At 39.3% G+C, this 20,447-nt stretch carries 20 protein-coding genes; 3 read left to right on the top strand and 17 right to left on the bottom strand.

Annotated features, from left to right (window positions below):
- The first annotated feature begins 34 nt into the window (after positions 1 to 34).
- Together VXM68_RS10115 and VXM68_RS10110 are read left to right on the top strand one after the other, a co-directional pair.
- Positions 35 to 652 (top strand): OmpH family outer membrane protein, encoded by a 618-nt coding sequence (locus tag VXM68_RS10115; RefSeq protein ID WP_367211174.1) that lies wholly within the window; start codon positions 35 to 37, stop codon positions 650 to 652.
- Positions 653 to 738: 86 nt separating this feature from the next.
- Positions 739 to 1,644, top strand: a complete 906-nt coding sequence (locus VXM68_RS10110) for a CorA family divalent cation transporter (RefSeq protein ID WP_293955773.1) — start codon at positions 739 to 741, stop codon at positions 1,642 to 1,644.
- Here VXM68_RS10110 and tsaB read toward each other — a convergent pair.
- The 5 genes from tsaB to mscL form a co-directional block, all read right to left on the bottom strand.
- Entirely contained in the window at positions 1,639 to 2,346 is a 708-nt protein-coding gene (tsaB, locus tag VXM68_RS10105; RefSeq protein WP_367211173.1) for a tRNA (adenosine(37)-N6)-threonylcarbamoyltransferase complex dimerization subunit type 1 TsaB, read from the bottom strand. The two genes, VXM68_RS10110 and tsaB, sit on opposite strands and share 6 nt — an antisense overlap.
- A 14-nt stretch (positions 2,347 to 2,360) precedes the next feature.
- Positions 2,361 to 2,615 carry a membrane protein insertion efficiency factor YidD gene (gene yidD, locus VXM68_RS10100; RefSeq protein ID WP_209576635.1) on the bottom strand — a complete coding sequence of 85 codons (255 nt, stop codon included), beginning with the start codon at positions 2,613 to 2,615 and terminating at the stop codon, positions 2,361 to 2,363.
- Positions 2,578 to 2,994 carry a ribonuclease P protein component gene (locus VXM68_RS10095; protein ID WP_367211172.1) on the bottom strand — a complete coding sequence of 139 codons (417 nt, stop codon included), beginning with the start codon at positions 2,992 to 2,994 and terminating at the stop codon, positions 2,578 to 2,580. Before VXM68_RS10095 ends, yidD begins: the two co-directional genes overlap by 38 nt.
- A gap of 61 nt (positions 2,995 to 3,055) precedes the next feature.
- Positions 3,056 to 3,214: a 50S ribosomal protein L34 gene (gene rpmH / locus VXM68_RS10090; protein WP_075991291.1), complete on the bottom strand. Its 159-nt coding sequence runs from the start codon at positions 3,212 to 3,214 to the stop codon at positions 3,056 to 3,058.
- 240 nt (positions 3,215 to 3,454) lie between these two features.
- Positions 3,455 to 3,862: a large-conductance mechanosensitive channel protein MscL gene (mscL, locus tag VXM68_RS10085; protein ID WP_293955776.1), complete on the bottom strand. Its 408-nt coding sequence runs from the start codon at positions 3,860 to 3,862 to the stop codon at positions 3,455 to 3,457.
- Between the two features lie 278 nt (positions 3,863 to 4,140).
- Here mscL and VXM68_RS10080 point away from each other — a divergent pair, with 278 nt between their 5' ends.
- Complete coding sequence (locus VXM68_RS10080; RefSeq protein ID WP_209576641.1) at positions 4,141 to 4,782, top strand: response regulator transcription factor; 642 nt, start codon at positions 4,141 to 4,143, stop codon at positions 4,780 to 4,782.
- Positions 4,783 to 4,811: 29 nt separating this feature from the next.
- Here the strand turns inward: VXM68_RS10080 and VXM68_RS10075 are convergent, their stop codons facing one another.
- The 12 genes from VXM68_RS10075 to VXM68_RS10020 form a co-directional block, all read right to left on the bottom strand.
- The gene (locus tag VXM68_RS10075) at positions 4,812 to 5,954 is read right to left on the bottom strand and encodes a sugar phosphate isomerase/epimerase (RefSeq protein WP_294185729.1); all 1,143 of its coding nucleotides are present in this window, start codon (positions 5,952 to 5,954) and stop codon (positions 4,812 to 4,814) included.
- 85 nt (positions 5,955 to 6,039) lie between these two features.
- Entirely contained in the window at positions 6,040 to 7,740 is a 1,701-nt protein-coding gene (ftsZ, locus tag VXM68_RS10070; RefSeq protein WP_293955778.1) for a cell division protein FtsZ, read from the bottom strand.
- Positions 7,741 to 7,880: 140 nt separating this feature from the next.
- The gene (ftsA, locus tag VXM68_RS10065) at positions 7,881 to 9,257 is read right to left on the bottom strand and encodes a cell division protein FtsA (RefSeq protein ID WP_209576646.1); all 1,377 of its coding nucleotides are present in this window, start codon (positions 9,255 to 9,257) and stop codon (positions 7,881 to 7,883) included.
- A gap of 25 nt (positions 9,258 to 9,282) precedes the next feature.
- The gene (locus VXM68_RS10060; protein ID WP_367211171.1) at positions 9,283 to 10,119 is read right to left on the bottom strand and encodes a cell division protein FtsQ/DivIB; all 837 of its coding nucleotides are present in this window, start codon (positions 10,117 to 10,119) and stop codon (positions 9,283 to 9,285) included.
- Positions 10,112 to 11,467, bottom strand: a complete 1,356-nt coding sequence (gene murC, locus VXM68_RS10055; RefSeq protein WP_367211170.1) for a UDP-N-acetylmuramate--L-alanine ligase — start codon at positions 11,465 to 11,467, stop codon at positions 10,112 to 10,114. Before murC ends, VXM68_RS10060 begins: the two co-directional genes overlap by 8 nt.
- 9 nt (positions 11,468 to 11,476) lie before the next feature.
- Entirely contained in the window at positions 11,477 to 12,577 is a 1,101-nt protein-coding gene (gene murG, locus VXM68_RS10050) for an undecaprenyldiphospho-muramoylpentapeptide beta-N-acetylglucosaminyltransferase (protein WP_367211169.1), read from the bottom strand.
- A 13-nt stretch (positions 12,578 to 12,590) separates the two neighbouring features.
- Complete coding sequence (locus tag VXM68_RS10045) at positions 12,591 to 13,790, bottom strand: FtsW/RodA/SpoVE family cell cycle protein (RefSeq protein WP_075991285.1); 1,200 nt, start codon at positions 13,788 to 13,790, stop codon at positions 12,591 to 12,593.
- A gap of 29 nt (positions 13,791 to 13,819) precedes the next feature.
- A complete protein-coding gene (murD, locus tag VXM68_RS10040; RefSeq protein ID WP_294347659.1) occupies positions 13,820 to 15,193 on the bottom strand; it encodes a UDP-N-acetylmuramoyl-L-alanine--D-glutamate ligase in 1,374 nt (457 codons plus the stop codon).
- Positions 15,194 to 15,195: 2 nt separating this feature from the next.
- Positions 15,196 to 16,440 carry a phospho-N-acetylmuramoyl-pentapeptide-transferase gene (gene mraY / locus VXM68_RS10035; RefSeq protein ID WP_293955782.1) on the bottom strand — a complete coding sequence of 415 codons (1,245 nt, stop codon included), beginning with the start codon at positions 16,438 to 16,440 and terminating at the stop codon, positions 15,196 to 15,198.
- A gap of 4 nt (positions 16,441 to 16,444) precedes the next feature.
- Positions 16,445 to 17,905, bottom strand: coding sequence for a UDP-N-acetylmuramoyl-L-alanyl-D-glutamate--2,6-diaminopimelate ligase (locus VXM68_RS10030; RefSeq protein ID WP_293955783.1), 1,461 nt, complete (start codon positions 17,903 to 17,905; stop codon positions 16,445 to 16,447).
- Complete coding sequence (locus VXM68_RS10025) at positions 17,905 to 20,022, bottom strand: penicillin-binding protein (protein ID WP_294185726.1); 2,118 nt, start codon at positions 20,020 to 20,022, stop codon at positions 17,905 to 17,907. The genes VXM68_RS10030 and VXM68_RS10025 overlap by 1 nt, the downstream gene beginning before the upstream one ends.
- 8 nt (positions 20,023 to 20,030) lie before the next feature.
- Positions 20,031 to 20,444 carry an FtsL-like putative cell division protein gene (locus VXM68_RS10020; RefSeq protein WP_293955785.1) on the bottom strand — a complete coding sequence of 138 codons (414 nt, stop codon included), beginning with the start codon at positions 20,442 to 20,444 and terminating at the stop codon, positions 20,031 to 20,033.
- Positions 20,445 to 20,447: the final 3 nt, after the last annotated feature.

The raw sequence follows: 20,447 nt of genomic DNA, 5'->3' as shown, positions 1-20,447 counted from the left end.
TGTTTTCAGTAATAATTTGCAAAAAAACAAAATAATGAATACTATATCTTCAATTGTATCTAAAGTGTCCTTGGCCCTTTTGTTGGCTGGATCGATTGCATCGTGTAATCAAGGTACAAAAACAGCAAGCGAGCCTGCAAAAAATGATTCCAACACCGTAAACAAGGAAAATCAGGGAAGTAATAAAGATAAAATTGTCTATTTAAACTCCGATTCTCTTTCAGAAAAATATCAATATTTTAAGGATATTAAATCAAAGCTTGAAAATAAAGTAAAGAAAGCACAAACGGACCTGCAATCCAAAAGTACGGCCTTCCAACGTGAAGTTGCCGAATACCAAAAAAATGCAGCAACAATGTCGGCTGCTGATCGACAAGCTACAGAACAAAAATTAGCACGAAAACAAGATGAGCTTGCACGCTTGGACCAGACAGCGTCTTCCTCGATAGCAAAAGACGAATCTGAAGAATTCAACAATGTTTATAACAAAATAACTGAATTCCTAAAAAAACATGCGGCTGAAAATGGATATAAGTTAGTGTTGACCTATTCAAAAACCAATCCTACAGTCTTATATGCTGATCCTTCTTTGGAGATCACCAATGAAGTAATCAAACAATTAAACGAAGAATATAAATCGTCTAAAAAATAGAAGATTACAATAATCTAGGAAGCCATCAACTGAGTTGATGGCTTTTTTTATTTTCTTTCTTATCTTGTCCTTACAAAATTAGATTTATGGTCAGAACGATTGTTGAAAAGGAAATCGCAAACTACGAATGGATAGATATAGCTGAGCCAACCTCAGAAGACTTCAATTTTATTAAACAGCGTTTTAATTTAAATGAAGCTTCGATCAAGGACTCTAAAGAGCCAGAACATCTGCCTAAAATTGAAGAATTTGACAATTATACCTTTGTTATACTCCGCGTCATGTCAGACAATTTCAAAGAGAATTCAGACAGTATCGGAGAAATCACCGACCGCCTTACCATCTTCTACGGAAGTGATTTTGTAATTACTGTACACAAACGTCGCATCGAATTTCTAGAAAAGCTCAAGAATATTGAATTCACATCTATCAAAACAAAAAACAGCCGTAAACTGGCTGTTTTTATCACGACTGCGGCGGTCTTTACCTTTAGCCAAACCTTGGAGCAACTTTCAACACGCATCGATGCATACGAAGAATTGATATTCCTGAAACGCATGCGACAACAGCCAGTATTGAAAAATCTCTATTTTATCAAAAGACAGATTGATGTTGCACGTAAAGTGATCTTTCTCTACAAAGAGGTTGTTGAGCATTTTCATTCATCTTCAAAAAAAGATGTATACACACGGGATCTTAAAGATCTACAGGTTCGAACAGCGACATTATATGAAAACTTATCTGAAAATGTAGCTCAGCTACTGAATGTATACTTCAATATCTCGTCCAATCACACCAACGAAATCATGCGCATCCTCACAATTTTCTCCGTATTTTTTATGCCAATTACATTTGTTGCAGGAATTTATGGTATGAATTTTAAAAACATGCCCGAACTCGAATGGTACTACGGATATCCAATTGCCATAGCGATCATGATCGCCATATCTCTTGCGATCTATCTCTGGTTCAAAAGAAAAGGTTGGTTATGATAAGCCAACCTTTTTCTTTGCAGTAGTCACTACAAAATCTTTAAGATAGAATGGCTCAAAATAAGCAACATCCTCAAATAGCTTCCGCTCAAATTTTTCAAATGCCAATGGTGATAAAAAAGCCGCAGAATCTTTGAAACCACTTAAAATATTTACTCGCTCCGTTGAACTGAACAAAGTTTCAAATTTATCGGCTCCCGCACCAAACAATTGGACACGATCGTAGTCTAACAACAATCCATTGAAATAATCTATATCGATAATCTCCGCTGAGGTTGCTCTTACTAACGTAGCATCATGATCGTAAACAGCTGTATAGACTTCCATACGACGTGCATCGAGCATCGGAAGATAAGCCTCACCTACTGTTAGACCAAATTGACTTCTATACCCTACAAATAAAGCTTCCAATGTATTAATAGCAATTAACGGAATATCTAAGGCATAGCAGAGACCTTTGGCGGTAGACACTCCTATACGAAGTCCAGTATAAGAGCCCGGTCCCATACTCACCGCAACCGCATTCAAATCCTCCATATTTCGACTAGTTTGTTTGAGAATTTCCTCGATCAAAATAGTTAGTTTGGCTGCATGTGCATTCGGTTCATCGAGATTGATAACATGTAATGTTTGACCATTTTCACTCAGGGCAACCGAACATACAGTCGTTGATGTATCTATCTGTAAAATTAAATTATTCATCGTCTTTATAGAAATCAAGGTACAGGATCATGCCCGTGACCACCCCAGGGGTTGCAACGTGCTATTCGTTTCAAAGCCATCCAACCACCTTTAAAAGGACCGTATTTTATAATAGCTTCCTTACCGTACTGAGAACAGGTAGGCGTATATCGACAACTGGCGCCTAAAAATGGCGAAATGAAAACTTGATAGAAACGAATAATAATTAAGAAAATAAAACTAAACAAGGGGCTAATCCCCTTTTTCCAAATAAGCTTCAGCACATTCATCCTGCAATTTTTTCAGCATTTTATTCATTGCGATACGAAACACATCATATGCTAAGATCTGCTTGCCCACATATTGAATAGCTAAATACAAAGTTACATTATGTTTCAACAAAAATGGAATCAAATCATTCGATTTTTGCAAACGGTAACTTTCACGCATCATCCGCTTAATTGAATTGCGATCAATTGCTTTTTTAAACCTACGTTTGGATACAGAAATTATTGACTGACAAGAAGGGTAATGGTCAGCTATATTGTTTTTCTCAAAAATAAAAACAATTCTAAAGGGATACAAAACAAAAGAAGAACCGCTTTTAAAAAGCGCATCAATACGCCTTTTTGCACATAACCGTTCTTCTTTTGTAAATGTATTTTTCATACGATGACTTAATCTTATTTAGAAAAAGCTCTTATAAGTGGCCACCGATCTTTGTCAAAGATTAACCTTTGTGACGGTATTCGTCAGACACTGTAAGACGTTTTCTACCTTTGGCTCTACGTGAAGCTAATACTCTTCTACCGTTTGCAGAGCTCATACGCTCTCTAAAACCGTGTTTGTTTCTTCTTTTTCTTTGCGATGGCTGAAATGTTCTTTTCATGACGCTATTATGCTAATTTGTTCTTACTTCAATTAATACAAAACTCCCCAAGAGGAATGCAAAAGTAAAGTTTATTTTAGACAAAAACAAACAATATTCAGAACATTTAAAGTTAACATGTAGTCAGCAGGCTAAACTATTCAGCTACAGGGAAAAAAAACACCTTTCAATGTTCAAAAAATAAAAACAACAGCACGATCCGAGCGCGCTGCTTTTTTAGAATATAACCCGTCAGTGAAACTATTTATTTTTTAAAATATCTCTGATTTCTGTCAACAGTGTTTCTTCCTTACTTGGAGCTGCCGGTGCAGCAGGCTTTGCTTCTTCCTTACGTTTCAATGCATTTAAAGCCTTGATAACACAAAAAATACAGAATGCGACTATTAAAAATTGAATAACTACGTTGATAAAATTTCCGTAATTAATGGATACCTCTGCTTGTTTTGTAGCCTCATCAGCGGCCTTCAAAATCAATTTTTTGGATGAAAAATCAACACCACCAGTTAAATACCCTATCGGTGGCATGATGATATCGTCGACCAATGAGGTAACGATCTTACCAAAAGCTCCACCTATGATAACACCGACAGCCAAATCGACTACACTGCCGCGCATTGCAAACTCTTTAAACTCTTTTAGAAATCCCATATTTAATTTTTTTAGTGTATTAATATTAACAAAACTAGTAATTGTGACATAAATCTAATTAAAATATGCTAATTTTTTATCGTTAAACTAACATTAACCTGTATTAATTAAGTTTATATCCATTTTTCATAAAAATGCGCCCAATTTACCGCTACCCAATTTTTATTAACTTAATTTCTTATATTTGCACGTTAACTAGTAAAATATCAAGATATACTGATTATTGTTAGTACGTTATTTCATACGGTAATTAAAGCCCAGCATCAGAAAGCAAATCTATGAAAAAGATTCTTATAGCAGACGACCACGGCATTGTACGGTTAGGAGCCTCCGTTATTATTAAAGAAACTCTTCAGAAAGCAGAAATATTCCAAGCTGAAACCTTTGACGAGGTTCTCGACAAGATAAAGGTAGAAGATTTCGACCTACTATTGCTGGATATTAATATGCCTGGAGGAAATAATATACGCGTTGTTGAGGAAATCCTTCAAATTCGTCCAAGCATCAAGATTTTAATTTTTTCATCTTATGACGAATCGCTATATGCCTTACGCTATATTGAAGCTGGGGCAGTAGGCTATCTCAATAAAACAACAGCTATGGCTGAACTTTCGAATGCTATTTTGGCTATTCAGGATAGAGGAAAGTATATGTCGAGCAACGTACAGGATTTATATATTCAGAAATTGACACAAAGTAAATCTGAGCTGACGAAATTAAACCCTTTGGCACGTTTGTCAAATAGAGAGGTGGATGTCGCTAAGCAATTGATCAAAGGACTTGGCATCATTGAAGTATCTGGCTTATTGGAGTTAAGCCCATCAACCGTAAGCACGTATAAAAGCAGAATATTCGAAAAACTTAATGTCTCTAATATCCCTGAACTGATCGAACTTTTTAGAATACACTCCAACAATTAGTGATGTTGTTGGAGTGCTTTTTTAGTATATTAGCTCAATTTGTCCATCGTAACAACCGGAATATCCCTTACATTTAAATCTTTTAAAGGCTCACATTTCTTGTAAGAATATCCCACTTCTGCTTCTAAATCCCACAACATCGGTGCTAAAAAATTGAGGCAGGTAGTGAATCCTTGAACCGTAGCTGAGAAATCACCCGTATCTTTCGAATTCTTAGCTTCATTTTCTATCTCAAACGGACCACTGAAACCACGTTCTTGCAATAGGTCGACAAATCCTCGCCAATCCATACTGTCAGAACCGCCAAAGCCAGGCAACATCGCTTCGTAATGATGTCTATCCCAGTCATGCCCTGGAATACTTACATTGGCTTTTTTAGCCAATTCCATATCCACATGTTGCATTGGATACATACCGCCCCAATCAATACGTGCGGCTGTCTGTAAATTACGTGTGGTCTTCACATGTATACGCTGCAGACGTGCAATATCCGTATTACGGATTACCTCAATTGGATTTGTGTTTTGCCACACATCATGTGAAGGATCATAGATCTCACCGTGAGCCTTACTTGGTATCATCGCATACATTAATTTTCGTGCGGCCAACACAGCCGGCAGATTATTGTAGGTTGAGCTATAACGTGACGATCGCCATCCCTCCATGGGGCAATTCTCATAAAGAATGGTTACGCCTAAACTTTCTGCATAGTCAACAATGGGAGCAAATACGCGTTTGTATTCTTCGAGATTTTTTTGAAATCCATCAATTTGATTGCCCAGTTCGTGGTTATAGCCTACAAATGTCCCTACCTTGACGTTATTTTCATCGCCACCAAGCAAATGTGCAATACGGATCAATTTCAGTAAATGATTTTGATTCTTCACGCGTTGTTCAGGGTCGCCTCCAATCATATTTTCAAAAGCACCAAGCGAAAGTTTTAAGTCAGCTTGATTGAACAGATCGATAATTTCCCTCGCTTTTGCGGGAGTAAAATCTTCATAATCCAAGTGAGTCGCTGTATGGTCTTCGCGGGTACCATCTTTTCTAAAGACACAAAGGTCTATACCACCGGCTCCTATTCTCTTGGTTGTTTGAATCAACTCCGGTAAGGATAATTTATCAAATGCAGAACTCATCACCCATACAGGGTTATTTAATTTTGTCGTCATAGCTTATATAGTTGTCTTTCGATATTTAAAGATACTAAAAAAGCCGTCTTTTTGGACGGCTTTGTATTATTTAATAGCGAATCAATTAATCTACATTATCATGTAGAAAAGAATTATTCGGTCGAATTTCGGTATTTCCATCTTCAAAAGAAAGTGTGAAACGAGACACCTGAGACTGTGAAGAATGCGGCGTGTCTTCCAATGACATTTGCTTTCTTTTATAAGCAGGCTCATTTTCTAACTCGTGAAGACCATTAGAAGATTTTAGCTTCATACTTAACTCCTTTAAACGTAGAATTCGCTCTTTAGTGCGCACCAATTGATCTTCAAATGAAACCTGTTCTTCTTCAACCTGAGGAACTTCGACCTGCTCATTTGTCGTACTTGATGAAAATGTCGGCTTCTCCTCATATGCTGACGCTGAAGGGGTAGTATACGAATCAAAAACTGTTGGCATCTGGAATTGAAAGACAGATGGTGAAGTTTTCAATTGAAAGTCAGTATCTCCAAATGGCGTTTCTTCTTCATAATCATTATCAAATCCTAAGTCATGACGTATAACCTGTGGTTCTTCTACAGCAACATGCTGTTGTTGTACGGCATTTCTTGGTGAAGTGAACAAATCAGATTGCAAATTATTTGGAGTTGGCGTATTTGAAGAAGGAACTGGTGTATCCACACGTTGAACCGGAGTCACGAAACTATTCGTAGCTGGAACTTCTTTTGGTGCTACCTGAGAAACAGGTTTAATAAAGGAATTAGCCGGTTCAGCAGTTAAGGGCATGGACACCTTTGTATTTTCACGTTCTTTATCGCGCTCTTCAGATGTCTGAAAACCAGTAGCAATAATTGTTACCGACAATTCATCCTCAAAGTTCTCATCAATACAGTTACCCCAAATTAAATCAGCTGACAAACCAGCTTTTTCCTGAATATAATCAGTAATGATTGCAACCTCATCCATAGTTACCTCTTTTGTCCCAGAAGTAATATTCAACAAAATATAGCGAGCTCCCTCAATTTCATTATCTTTCAACAGCGGTGACGCCAAAGCACCCTCAACAGCGCGCAATGCTCGGTCTTCACCTTCAGCAACAGCATTTCCCATAATGGCAACGCCACTATCATTCATTACCGTGCGTACATCCTTAAAATCCACGTTTACATAACCGGGGATTGTGATAATTTCGGCAATACCTTTTGCTGCTGTTGTTAAAATATCGTCCGCTTTCGCGAACGCCGCAGTCATCGTTAAATTACCAAAAATTTCGCGAAGGCGATCATTCGAGATGACCAAATAAGAGTCTACATATTTACGTAACTCAGACAACCCTTCTTCAGCTTGTGAACGACGACGTTTGCCTTCAAATGTAAATGGTGTAGTGACAATAGCAACAGTTAAAATACCCAACTCTTTAGCTGCCTTGGCCAACACAGGACTAGCGCCTGTACCGGTACCACCGCCCATACCAGCTGTTATAAATAGCATCTTTGTATTGGTACCAAGCATACGCTTGATATCCTCAATACTTTCGATCGCCGAATTTTCTCCAACATCAGGATCCGCACCAGCTCCCATACCTTCGGTTAGACTTATTCCCAATTGAACTTTATTAGGAATCGGGCTCAATTCTAATGCCTGTGCATCAGTATTACACACGATAAAATCTACCCCACTAATTCCTTGTTTATACATGTGGTTTACGGCATTACCGCCACCGCCACCAACCCCAATAACCTTGATTATTGAAGATTGTTCTTTTAACATTTCAAACTGTATTGACATAACTTATCCCTATTTAACTTACAATGAAGATGATATCAAAATGAACCAAACCCACTATACGTAATGTAATAATAATATAATTTCAACAAAAGTTTTCCACATTTGTTAAATTGTGGAAAACTTCGCCTTTTGTGGAAAACTTATTTTTTATCTAAAAAAGTTGCATCATCGATTTCGTTACCATCTTTGATAAAACGTTTAAACCATGATAGCAATCCTTGCTCTTTTTGTTGTTGCTCTGAAACCTCTTTTGTTGTCATCGTAGCTGTCTGCACTTTTTTCGACGGGGCGTGCATTTCTCTGCGGCTGTCTTCTTCATCCTCATGGGATTGAATTCCCTTAATCAACAAACCAATACTTGTTGCATACAAAGGACTTTTCAATTCTTCAAACAACGGTTTCGGTAAAACCTCATTCTTAGAAAGATATTCATTCGGAAAGCCGATACGACAATCTATTCCGGTAATATATTCAACAAGTTGTACTAAATGCTTTAACTGAGCACCACCACCGGTGATAACAATACCACCAATCAGTTTATTCTCGTATCCGGAAGATTTGATTTCATAGTATACATGTTCGATAATTTCCTCCATTCTAGCTTGAATAATATATGCCAAATTTTTAACGGAAATCTCTTTGGGTTCCCGACCTTTCAATCCTGGCACACAAATCACCTCATTTTCCTTATTTTCATCAGCTAGAGCCGATCCGAAACGAGTTTTCAACAATTCAGCCTGCGAACGCAAAACAGAACATCCCTGACGGATATCTTCCGTTACAATATTACCGCCTAAAGGAATCACTGCAGTGTGACGAATAATTCCTTCATGGAAGATGGCAACATCCGTGGTTCCACCACCAATATCTACTAATACAACACCAGCATTTTTTTCGTCTTCATCCAATACAGCTTCAGAAGACGCTAGAGGCTCGAGAATCAATTCTGCAACTTCCAGATTGGAATTATCAATACATTTTTTGATGTTTTTAATATCAGTTACCCGACCCGATATAATATGGAAATTCGCTTCAATACGACGACCAGCCATACCAATTGGTTCGCGAATACCCGGTTCGTTATCTACCGTAAACTCTTGAGGTAAAACATGTATAATTTCTTCTCCTGGAGGCAGTACCAGTTTATACATATCCGAAATCAATCGTTCAATATCGCGTCGAACGATTTCATCATCACCATCAGTTTTGGTAAATATTCCACGGTGTTGAATACTTTTGATGTGTTGTCCAGCAATTCCCACATTCACTACTTTAATATCCACATTAGACTGTGCTTCGGCTATTTCGACAGCCTCTAAAATACTTCCCACAGTTTTTTGGATATTAGCCACCACTCCACGGCTTACACCCGCAGAATCAGCTTTCCCCACACCTAATAATTCAATTTTGTTTCCTGAGCTACGTCTCCCAACCGTAACACAAATTTTGGTAGTACCAATATCGAGTCCCACGATAATTGGGTTTTCTCTTTCAATTTCTGCTGCCTTTGAGTTCATAATTTCCTGTATTGTTGCTGTATTACTATAATGTATTATTTGCTATTTTTTTTGTTTCATCATCCGAAAAACTCCAGTTTCCACGCTTTTCACAGATAATCTGACCACTATATTTTACGTTGACAACACCATAAGCGTTTATACCCACCTTTGGCATGATCTGCGTATAAAAGGTCTTTAATAATTCAAATTTTTGTGCTAAAGAATCTGCCGATCCAACAATCAACTGTTGCGTCCCTATGCGTGGTACAAGTTCAATATCCTTATCTCCATTAACATATATCTGCACCACTTGATTAGTCCATAACTCATCGTTTTTTATAAATTCAACTACCTTCACCAAATCCTTAACCAATGGAGTTGAGATGGTATCTAGTGCTTCATTATATCCTTCAGCGATGTTGCCGGTAGCAACCATAATGTGTGGGATATATTTCAACGTTGTCGGTATCTTTAAACCATTAGGATCGACATAAAACTCCTTTCCATTTTTATTGATGACCCGCATGACAGCCTCGCGCTGACTAATATTAATTCTAATCGTACCATCCATATCGGCATGTATACTGGCATTGGAAACATAAGGTAGTTGACGCAAGGTTTTTTCAACCTTATGAAAAGGGATTTCATTCACTTTCTTTCCAACGAAACTACCATAGTTCTGTTCGATCAATTTGGAGATATCAGCCTGATCTATAAAAGCCTCGGTTCCTTCAATAACAATTTTTATATCTTTGCAAAGCTGTTGTTCATCACGTTTACCCACAATATTCATAATCACGACGACGACTATTACACCAATAAAAAACAGCGTAAAGTATAGTACACGATTCCATTGTATGTCACGTAATCTTTTAAGCATTCTCCAAAATTGTCTGTAACGGTTTAACCAATTTGTCAATATCACCCGCCCCCACTGTAACAATCAGCTCTGGATTTTCATTGCGTGCAAAATCCAAGACCTCTTCGGGAGTCACAATGCGCTTTTTCTCAGCTGTAATTTTATTTAACAACCAGCTGGAGTTTATGCCTTCAATCGGATTCTCCCGTGCTGGATAGATTTCCATTAACAACAGATTGTCTGCCATGGATAACACCTCTGCAAAACCATCTACAAAATCGCGCGTACGCGTAAATAAGTGCGGCTGAAAGACCACATTTAGTTTTTTTGTAGGATACAATTTACGCATCGAAGTTAAAAATGCACGCAGTTCCTCTGGATGGTGCGCATAGTCATCGATATACACCGTTCCAGGTTTACGGACAATATATTCAAACCTTCTTTTTACGCCTTTGAATGTTGTCAATGCCTTCTTTATCGCTTCATTTTCAATCCCAAGTAAACGGGCTACTGCAATCGCGGCTACCGCATTTTCAACATTGTGAGTTCCAGGAATACCTAAATGGATATCATCTATCCGCCCGTTGGTATCTTGGTAGTCAAAAAAGAACTCTCCATCGCGTACATGCACATTGGAAGCATATGCATCAGCGATTTCATGGCCTGAATAACTGATTTGCCCAGCAAACTCAAGGTCCTTTCTTATAATACGTGTACCTCCTTCAACTACTTTATCCAAGAACAATTGGAATGATTCGAGCAGATGGCTGCGATCGCCATAAATGTCCAAATGATCCGCATCAGAAGAAGTTACTATTGCGATATTGGGGTGAAGCGTCAGAAATGACCGATCAAACTCATCAGCCTCAACCACAACTGTATTATTATTTCCATAAAGCACATTGGTACCGTAGTTAGAACTGATTCCTCCTAAAAAGGCAGAACAGTCGTAACCCGAATCCTTCAATACATGTGCCACCATTGTAGAAGTTGTCGTTTTACCATGTGTACCGGCAACAGCGACCGTAAATCTACTCTCACTAATGATCCCCAAAACCTGCGATCTCTTATATAGTATATGCCCTTGAGATTCCAAAAAAGCTTTGATCCTTGAATCTTTCGGAATGGCTGGTGTAAAAATGACTAATGTCTCCGCTGTAGGTACGTGAAAAATAGCATCAATCGTATTGATATCATCCTGATATGAGATCGCGATTCCTTCCTTGACTAAGGTTTTAGTCAGCTCAGTTTCTGTACGGTCATAGCCATTCACCTCACAGCCCAAATGCTTAAAATAGCGCGCAAGACCACTCATGCCTATCCCACCTATCCCGATCAAGTAAACTTGTTTTATTGCATCTAGATTCATACGCTTCCTCTATTTTTTATTTACCAATTTATACACCTCCTCGGCAATCTGCACGTCAGCATTCAACTTACCGAGTTTTTTAATATTTTCACTTAATTGTGCGACATGATCTGCATCTTTCAATAAAGTTAAAGCAGCAGGCACCAAGTCTTTTTTTGCATCACTATCCTCAACCAATAACGCAGCCCCCTTATTGACCAATGCCATTGCATTTTTGGTCTGATGGTCTTCGGCCACATTAGGTGAAGGCACAAGAATAACAGGCTTACCGACTACACAGAGCTCAGAAATCGTACCCGCTCCAGCGCGGCTAATAATTAAATCTGCTGCAGCATACGCATAATCCATACGCTGTAAAAAGGCCAACATCTTAATGTTGTCGGGCAGCTGACCTGTTAACTCTTCCCGTAACTTTTCAACGTAGAAACTACCGCATTGCCAAATCACCTGCACTTCTTCCTTCAGCTCATTAAGGTAAGCAACGACACTTTCATTTAATGTTTTAGCCCCCAAACTACCGCCGAGCACCAAAATTGTCTTTTTGTGTGGATCTAACCCAAAGAACGTTAAAGCTTCTTCTCTTTTCCCCGATATCGCAATGGACTCGCGTCTTATTGGGTTCCCGGTAAGTAATACCTTCTCAGCAGGAAAAAATTGCTCCATCCCCTCATAGGCGACACAGATCTTTGCTGCCTTTGCCCCAACTTTTTTATTGGTCACCCCTGCATAGGAATTTTGTTCCTGCACAACTGTTGGTATACCCAATTTATTCGCCATCATTAACAATGGCCCCGAAGCAAAACCTCCTACGCCTACAGCTACATCAGGTCTAAATTCTTTAATTACACTCTTTGCCTTATTCAAACTTTTCATCAGCTTAAACGGCAAAAAAATATTCTTCCAAAGTTGCTTTCTATTGATCCCTTGGATATCAAGTCCAACAATACGATATCCCGCAGCTGGTACTTTATCCATTTCCATCCGGCCATTAGCACCTACAAATAGAATTTCATTTGCAGGATCCATCGCCTTCAGTGCATTTGCAATTGAAATCGCCGGAAAGATATGTCCTCCGGTTCCGCCTCCACTAATAATTACACGAATTGCCATGCTCAATTTTTTATTATGCTGGAATTGATCCTATAACCACTTTTTTCGGTTTAGGCTTTTCATCCAGCTCTTCTTTACCTTTTAATTCTTCAATATTTCTGCTCACGCTGAGAATTATTCCAAGCGCCACGCTCGTAAATAAAATAGAAGTTCCTCCCATACTAACCAACGGAAGCGGAACTCCTGTAACCGGACCTAAACCTACAGCAACAGCCATATTCGCTAAAGCTTGGATAGTCAAACTAAATCCTAAACCAGCAGCGAGAAAGGTACCGAAAGCTTTAGGACTCATCGTGACAATACGGATACATCGATACATAAAGGCCAAATACAGAAATAGTAAGATTACTCCTCCTACAGTCCCATACTCCTCAATGATGATCGCATAAATAAAATCGGAATAAGGATGTGGCAACACGTTACGCTGTACACTATTTCCCGGCCCTTTTCCAAAAAGCCCTCCCGTTGCTATCGCAATTTTCGCATTGTTTGCCTGATAATTTTTATCATCCTGGAAGGATACCGTTTTATCTACTTTTTCAGTATGAAAAAAAGATTTTACCCGACTGATATAGGTTGCCCTACGTGGACCAAAAAAGATAACCATCATCAGAAGAATACCACCACCACAGCAGACGATAGCGATTTGCTTAAAACTAATCCGACCGATCAACAGCAATAAAACACTCACTCCAAACAGCATCAATGCGGTGGATAAATTGGCCAGAGCGATCAAAATAAATACACCACATACCGATCCCATAATAGGTAAGAACGATTTTTTCACATCTTTGATCTCTTCCTGTTTCCGGGATAACATCCGCGCAAGAAAGACAATGAGTGACAATTTTGCCAAATCCGATGTTTGAAACGTTAAACCGATACCGGGTATGGTCAACCAACGACTGGCCTCATTAACTTTACTACCAAATAAGAGCGTAAACAACAATAAAGGGATTGTAATGCCCATCATAATTTTGGATATACCAGCGTAATACCGATAATCCAGCTTATGAGAAAGATACATGAGAATAAACCCAACAGCTATGATAGAAAAGTGCTTTAGCAAATACATTTCTGTTCCCTTCCCTTCTTTATACGCCAACGTACCCACCGAACTGTATACAGCCAAAAGTGACCATCCCGATAAGATAATCACAATGATCCATATCCATCGATCACCCTTCAATTTAGACATTATATTCTGTAGCATATACTTCCTCCTTTATTGGGTTATACCTTTTATAATTCCATGACAGCAGCCTTAAATTTATCGCCACGGTCTTCATAGTTCTTGAACCAATCAAAACTGGCACATGCCGGGGACAACAATACGGTATCACCTTTTTGCGCCAAATGCGAAGCCAACACCACCGCATCTTGCATGGAGGTGCTATTGACAATAATCTCCACATCTTGTTCAAATGCCGTATGAATTGCAGCAGTATCTTTACCCAGACAGACAATAGCGCGCACTTTGTTTTTCACCAAATCAGCAAGCATACTGTAATCATTTCCTTTATCCACACCGCCCAAAAGCAATACAATTGGTGTAGAGAAACTTTCCAAAGCATACCAAACTGAATTGACATTCGTTGCCTTTGAATCGTTAATATAATTTATACCGCCGATACAGGCCACATGCTCAAGCCGATGTGGAATGTTCACATACGACCCCATGCTCTCCTTCATCACTTGATTTCTCAATTCCTGCACTTTCGCGATTAGCCCGGAAGCCATGCTATTATAAATATTATGCTTCCCCTGCAATGACAATTCCTCAGCTCTCATAGTGAATGTATCGTTATTTGGTGTATTGATAATTATTGTCTTATTGGCATTCAAATAAGCGCCCAACTCGACAAGTTGTTCTTGCGTAAAAGGCAAATAAGTCCCTTTACTACGATGTCTTTCCAATCCTTTAATTGTTTCTGGATCGTCTAGACAGTATATAAAATAATCCTTCTCCGTTTGATTCTGAATCATCCTGAATTTTGAATCCACATAATTTTCCATTTTATGGTCATAGCGATCCAAATGATCAGGCGTAATATTCAATATAACAGCAACATCTGCTCTAAAATGGTACATATCGTCCAGCATAAAGCTCGATATTTCCAGTACATAACAATCAAATTGTTCTTTAGCTACCTGAAGCGCAAAGCTCTTTCCAATATTACCGGCCAATCCAACATTTAAGCCACCGTGCTTAAGCATTTCATAAGTCAACATCGTCGTCGTAGACTTTCCGTTTGATCCTGTAATACAGATTAACTTTGCGTCGGTATATTGTGCCGCAAATTCAATTTCTGCAATCACGGGTATATTCTTTGCTTTCAATGCGACAACCAAAGGCACCGTCTCTGGAATACCGGGACTCTTCACAACCAAATCCGCATTTAATATACGCTCCTCATCATGATTACCTTCTTCAAATGCTATCCCCTCAGCTTTCAACTGTTCCTTATAATGATCCGCTATAAGCCCTTTATCTGAGACAAATACATCAAATCCTTTTTCTTTTGCGAGAATAGCCGTTCCAACGCCACTTTCGCCTGCGCCTAAAACGACCAAACTTCCAGATTGAGGATAATATGTTGTTGCAATGTTTGACATCATTATCTAATTTTCAATGTTACAATAGTAAGAATGGCCAATATGATTCCTACAATAACAAAACGTGTTACGATTTTTGCTTCGTGATACCCCTTCTTCTGAAAATGGTGATGTAATGGCGACATCAGGAAGATCCTTCTGCCCTCACCATATTTCTTTTTCGTGTATTTGAAATACGACACTTGAAGAATAACCGAAAGGTTTTCCAAAAGAAATACACCACACAAGATCGGAATCAACAATTCTTTCCGGATAAGGATAGCGAAAGCAGCAATAATACCTCCTATAGCCAAACTTCCCGTATCACCCATAAAAACTTGAGCAGGAAATGTATTATACCATAAGAAACCAACGCAAGCCCCTACAAATGCTCCGGCGAAAATCACGAGTTCTCCCGAATTAGGGATATACATGATATTGAGATAATCTGAAAAAATCACGTTACCAGACACATACGCTAGAATCGCTAGCGTGACACCGATTATAGCTGAAGTACTCGTGGCCAAACCATCAATACCATCCGTTATATTCGCACCGTTTGACACAGCCGTCACGATGAAGATTACCACAACTAAAAAAACAAAAAAAGTTAAATAGTCACTCTGCAATCCAAACATCTTAAACACCTTGGCATAATCAAACTCGTTGTTTTTATAAAAAGGTATATTTGTCTTCGAGGATTTGACGTTTTCTGCATAGGTCTTCTCACCAGTACCTTCGTTGATAACCACTTCAACGGGTTTGGTGGAAGTAGGTTTATCTACTCCTTTTCGAACAACAATATCAGGATGAAAGTACATCGTACAAGCAATAATCGCTCCCAATCCAACTTGTCCAACAACCTTAAACTTACCGGCCAGACCTTCTTTATTATTTTTAAAAACCTTGATATAATCATCCAAAAAACCAATTGCTCCCATCCATAATGTGGTTACTATCATGATAATTACATAGATATTCGTCAATTTTGCAAATAATAAGGTTGGAATAAGGATACCTGCAATGATGATGATCCCACCCATTGTTGGCGTACCAGCTTTCTTTTTTTCTCCTTCCAGTCCCAAATCACGAATTGTTTCTCCAACTTGCTTATTATGTAAGAATTGAATCAATTTCCCCCCAAAAACCGTGGTAATGATCAATGAAACAATTACAGCCATAGATGTCCGGAAGGAGATGTACTGAAACAAACCTCCTCCTGGTATATGAATGTATTCACTAAGCCACGTAAAAAGATGGTACAACATATTTCTATTTTTCGTTAAATGTATTCTCTAAAACTTCCTTATCATCGAAATGATGCTTCACACCATTTATATCTTGATACTTCTCATGTCCTTTTCCCGCCACCAGGATAATATCGCCCGGATTCGCCAGCTGATAAGCCACCCGTATCGCTTCCTTACGATCCGCTATAGAAAGCGTCTTCGCCTTTTGATCTGATGCCACACCAGCTTCGATATCTCTAATAATCTGATAAGGATCTTCCGTCCGCGGATTATCAGATGTAATTAAAAAACGGTCACTATAACGCAGAGCCGCCTCTGCCATTTCAGGTCTTTTGGTCTTATCCCGATCGCCACCGCATCCTAACACCGTAATGATTTTTTGCTCTGGACGTCTCAAGGCGCTGATCGTTTTGAGTACATTTTCCACAGCATCAGGCGTGTGTGCATAGTCTACAATTCCAAAAATACCCGTAGCCGATTTCAGTGTTTCAAATCTTCCTTCTGCCCCTTTCAACGTACTGAGTGCAGTCAACACTTTCACCGTTTCCTGCTCAAGTAAGATCGCAGCAGTATATACCGCCAAAAGATTGTATGCATTAAAATCACCGGTCAATTTTACCCACACTTCCTGTCCGTCAACACTCATCAGCATACCATCGAAATGGCTTTCAATAACCTTTGCTTTAAAATCCGCACCTGAACGTAAGCCGTAGCTTTTCCGATGTGCCACCGTATTTTGAAGCATGACCTGACCGTTTCGATCATCCGCATTGGTCAAAGCAAAAGCATTTGCATCTAAATCGTCAAAAAACTTCTTCTTTGCTTTAATATAATGATCGAACGTTCCATGAAAATCCAGATGATCATGCGTAATATTCGTGAATATAGCACCCGCAAACACTAAACCTGCGATACGCTCCTGAACTACAGCGTGTGAGCTAACCTCCATAAAGGCATAATCACAGCCATCATTAACCATATCATGCAGCAACTGATTCAGTTGAATAGGATCTGGGGTGGTATGCGTTGCCGGTATAATCTTTGTTCCAATCTGATTTTGCACGGTAGATAAAAGCCCCACATGGTACCCCAATTCAGTAAACAACTGAAACAACAAGGTAGCAACTGTCGTTTTACCATTTGTGCCAGTGACACCGACCAGCTTGAGTTGTTCCGAAGGATTTCCGTAAAAATTAGCTGCGGCTACACCTAATGCATAAGCAGAATCGGCGACTAAAATATACGCTACAGAGTCTAATATATCATTTGGCAACTCCTCGACAATAACGGCTCTTGCTCCCGAAGTAATTGCCTTGTCTATATATAAGTGACCATCTGTCTGAACACCACGCACTGCGATAAACAAACTTCCCAACTCCACTTTTCTGGAATCAAAGCACAAAGAGTGCACATCAACCTCTTCAAGGTTTCCTACAACCTGTTGTACAGGGATAGCATGCAATACTTTTTTTAAATCCATCATTACTTAAGTTCTAAATTTATCGCCGTCCCAAAAGGCAGTTTCTGCCCAGCTACGAGTGACTGTATTCCCACTCTCCCTTTTCCAGTCACGTGTGCTTTAAAGCCTGCGTTTTCTACCACATATAGGGCATCCATCAATCCCATTCCAACAACATTCGGAACAATTCCTTCTCTATATTTCAAGTCTACAAACGGCACTCCCCGCGTAGATGTATCCACTTCTCCCCGCGCAATTGTATCCCAATTCACCGTATTAATTCCCAACCTATCGTACACTTTTTTACTCGCTTCTCTCGACCCTTGTAAAGTCAACGGCATTTTTCCACCTACATTGACCGCTTTAAACGTCTTTTTTCCTTTCATCTCCATATCGTTCGCGTACACCATATCGGCAAGCTCTTTAAATACAGGCCCTGCAACTGATCCACCATAATATCCATTTCTCGGGTTACGGATCACCACAATAATGGAATATTTCGGATCCTCAGCTGGAAAGTACCCTGCAAAGGAAGATTGGTAGCGTCGTGCACCATATCCTCTCGAACCATCTGCCATCTGGGCAGTACCAGTTTTTCCACCAGAACTATACAGCGGGCTCGCTACGCTTTTACCTGTCCCTTCAGTCATCACCCCTTCCATCATTCCCCTCACTTCTGATAAAGCATGGTCTGAAGCTATCTTTTCATTGAGGACTTTAGCCTTAAACGTTTGAATCGTATTCCCCAAATGCCGAATTTCCTTAACAAAGAGTGGCGCTATCAATTTACCGTTATTTGCAACAGCATTATAAAATGTCAACGTTTGCAACGGGGTAATCTTCATTTCATAGCCATAAGCCATCTGCACCAAAGACAATCCACTCCAGCTCTTGCTCTTCGACGATTTTACCAGAGGTACTCCTTCTCCCGGAATCTGCAGACCTAGTGTTTTCCCGAAACCGAAAGAATGCAGCTTCGAGGTAAATTGGTCTGGATTATCTTTATACGCTTGGTAAACAAATTTAGTAACCCCCACATTCGACGATTCCTCAAAAGCTCTTTTAGCCGAAATTACCGACTTCTTGGGCGCATGTGAATCACGAATGGTATGTTTGTAAATTGGCCAGTTACCATTACCAATATTTACAGTTGTACTCGAGTCAATTTTTTTATCATCAATCAAAGCTAGATAAGAAGCTAGCTTAAACGTTGACCCCGGATCTGCACTTTGCGCAATGGCAAGATTGAACTTTTCACGATAGACCCCATCTTTATCGCGCATAAAGTTGGCCACCGCACGCACCTCCCCTGTTTTCACCTCCATCATCACAACACAACCTTCATCTGCATTACTCGTAATCATCTGCTTCTCTAGCGCCCTTTGCGCCATATCTTGCATATTTACATCAATGGTAGAGATAATATCAGAGCCATCAACTGGAGCAACTTCGATATCTTTGTTAACAGGAATCCATACACCTCCTGCGATGCGCTGCATCAATCTTTTCCCACTTTTTCCGTCGATATATTCTCCATATGCACCTTCCAGTCCAACATGAATATTTTCTTTCACGTTTTTATAACCGATGGTTCTAGCAGCAAGATTGACAAAAGGCAAAATACGTTTGTTTTGGCGATCTGTAATCAAACAACTTGGAAAACGCTCCTTATTGACGCGAGCAGATTTAAGCAGTGGAAATTGCTTTACTCTTTTCAAATCCTGATGCGATACATTACGTTTAAGCAGCAAATAGCGTTGCTTTTTATTCCGTGCTTGTTTTAATAATGTCAAATACTGCCGAGATGATTTATCTTTAAAGAAATCAGCAAGCTTAATCGCCAAGGAGTCAACTTTTAAGTTGAAATACTCTTCATCCTCTTCTGGAATAGCCATGGCGTCGAAACGAAGCTCATACTCAGGCACTGAAGTAGCCAGCAAACTCCCGTCGTTTGAATAAATATTCCCACGAGCAGCTTCCACCTCCCGTTCCTGAATAGAAAGGCTATCCGCTAGAGCTTTCCAATGCTGTCCATCGACATACTGCAACTTTGCCATTTTTCCAAACACCAAAAACGCAAGCAACACGATAAGCCCAAAAGCAAAGTAGACACGAACAAGAATCGTATTTCTGATACTCATAACTCTTCCTATTTATCTTCTTTATTCTCTATAACTTCGATCTTGATCGGTGGTTCCACTCGCTCTTTCAAACCCAAAGAATCTACACGCTTAGCAATTTCTGTTTGTGTAGACATTTTCATCAGTTCAGCGGAAAGAGACTTATGATCCCACCCCAATTCTTTCACCTCTTTACTCACTTTATCGATACTCCGAATAGTTCGCTCGGCAAAATGACGATTGGAAATATACAACATCATCAGAAAGGCTATAAATGCTCCAAATGGCAAGTAATGCAATATTCTGTTTAACGATAGGTCTCCAACGGTAAAAAGCGTTTTAATAAACGCTTCTGTTTGTTCGGCCTTTTCTTCGACAGTTTCTTGCAGTTCCTCTTGAACCTCTTCGCTCAACTCTTTCTGTCTTATGGTATTTCTGCTCATCCT

Source organism: Sphingobacterium sp. R2 (genome assembly GCF_040760075.1).
Lineage (GTDB): Bacteria > Bacteroidota > Bacteroidia > Sphingobacteriales > Sphingobacteriaceae > Sphingobacterium.
Note: the sequence above shows the minus strand (reverse complement) of the source record. Positions and strands in the feature narration are given on the sequence as shown.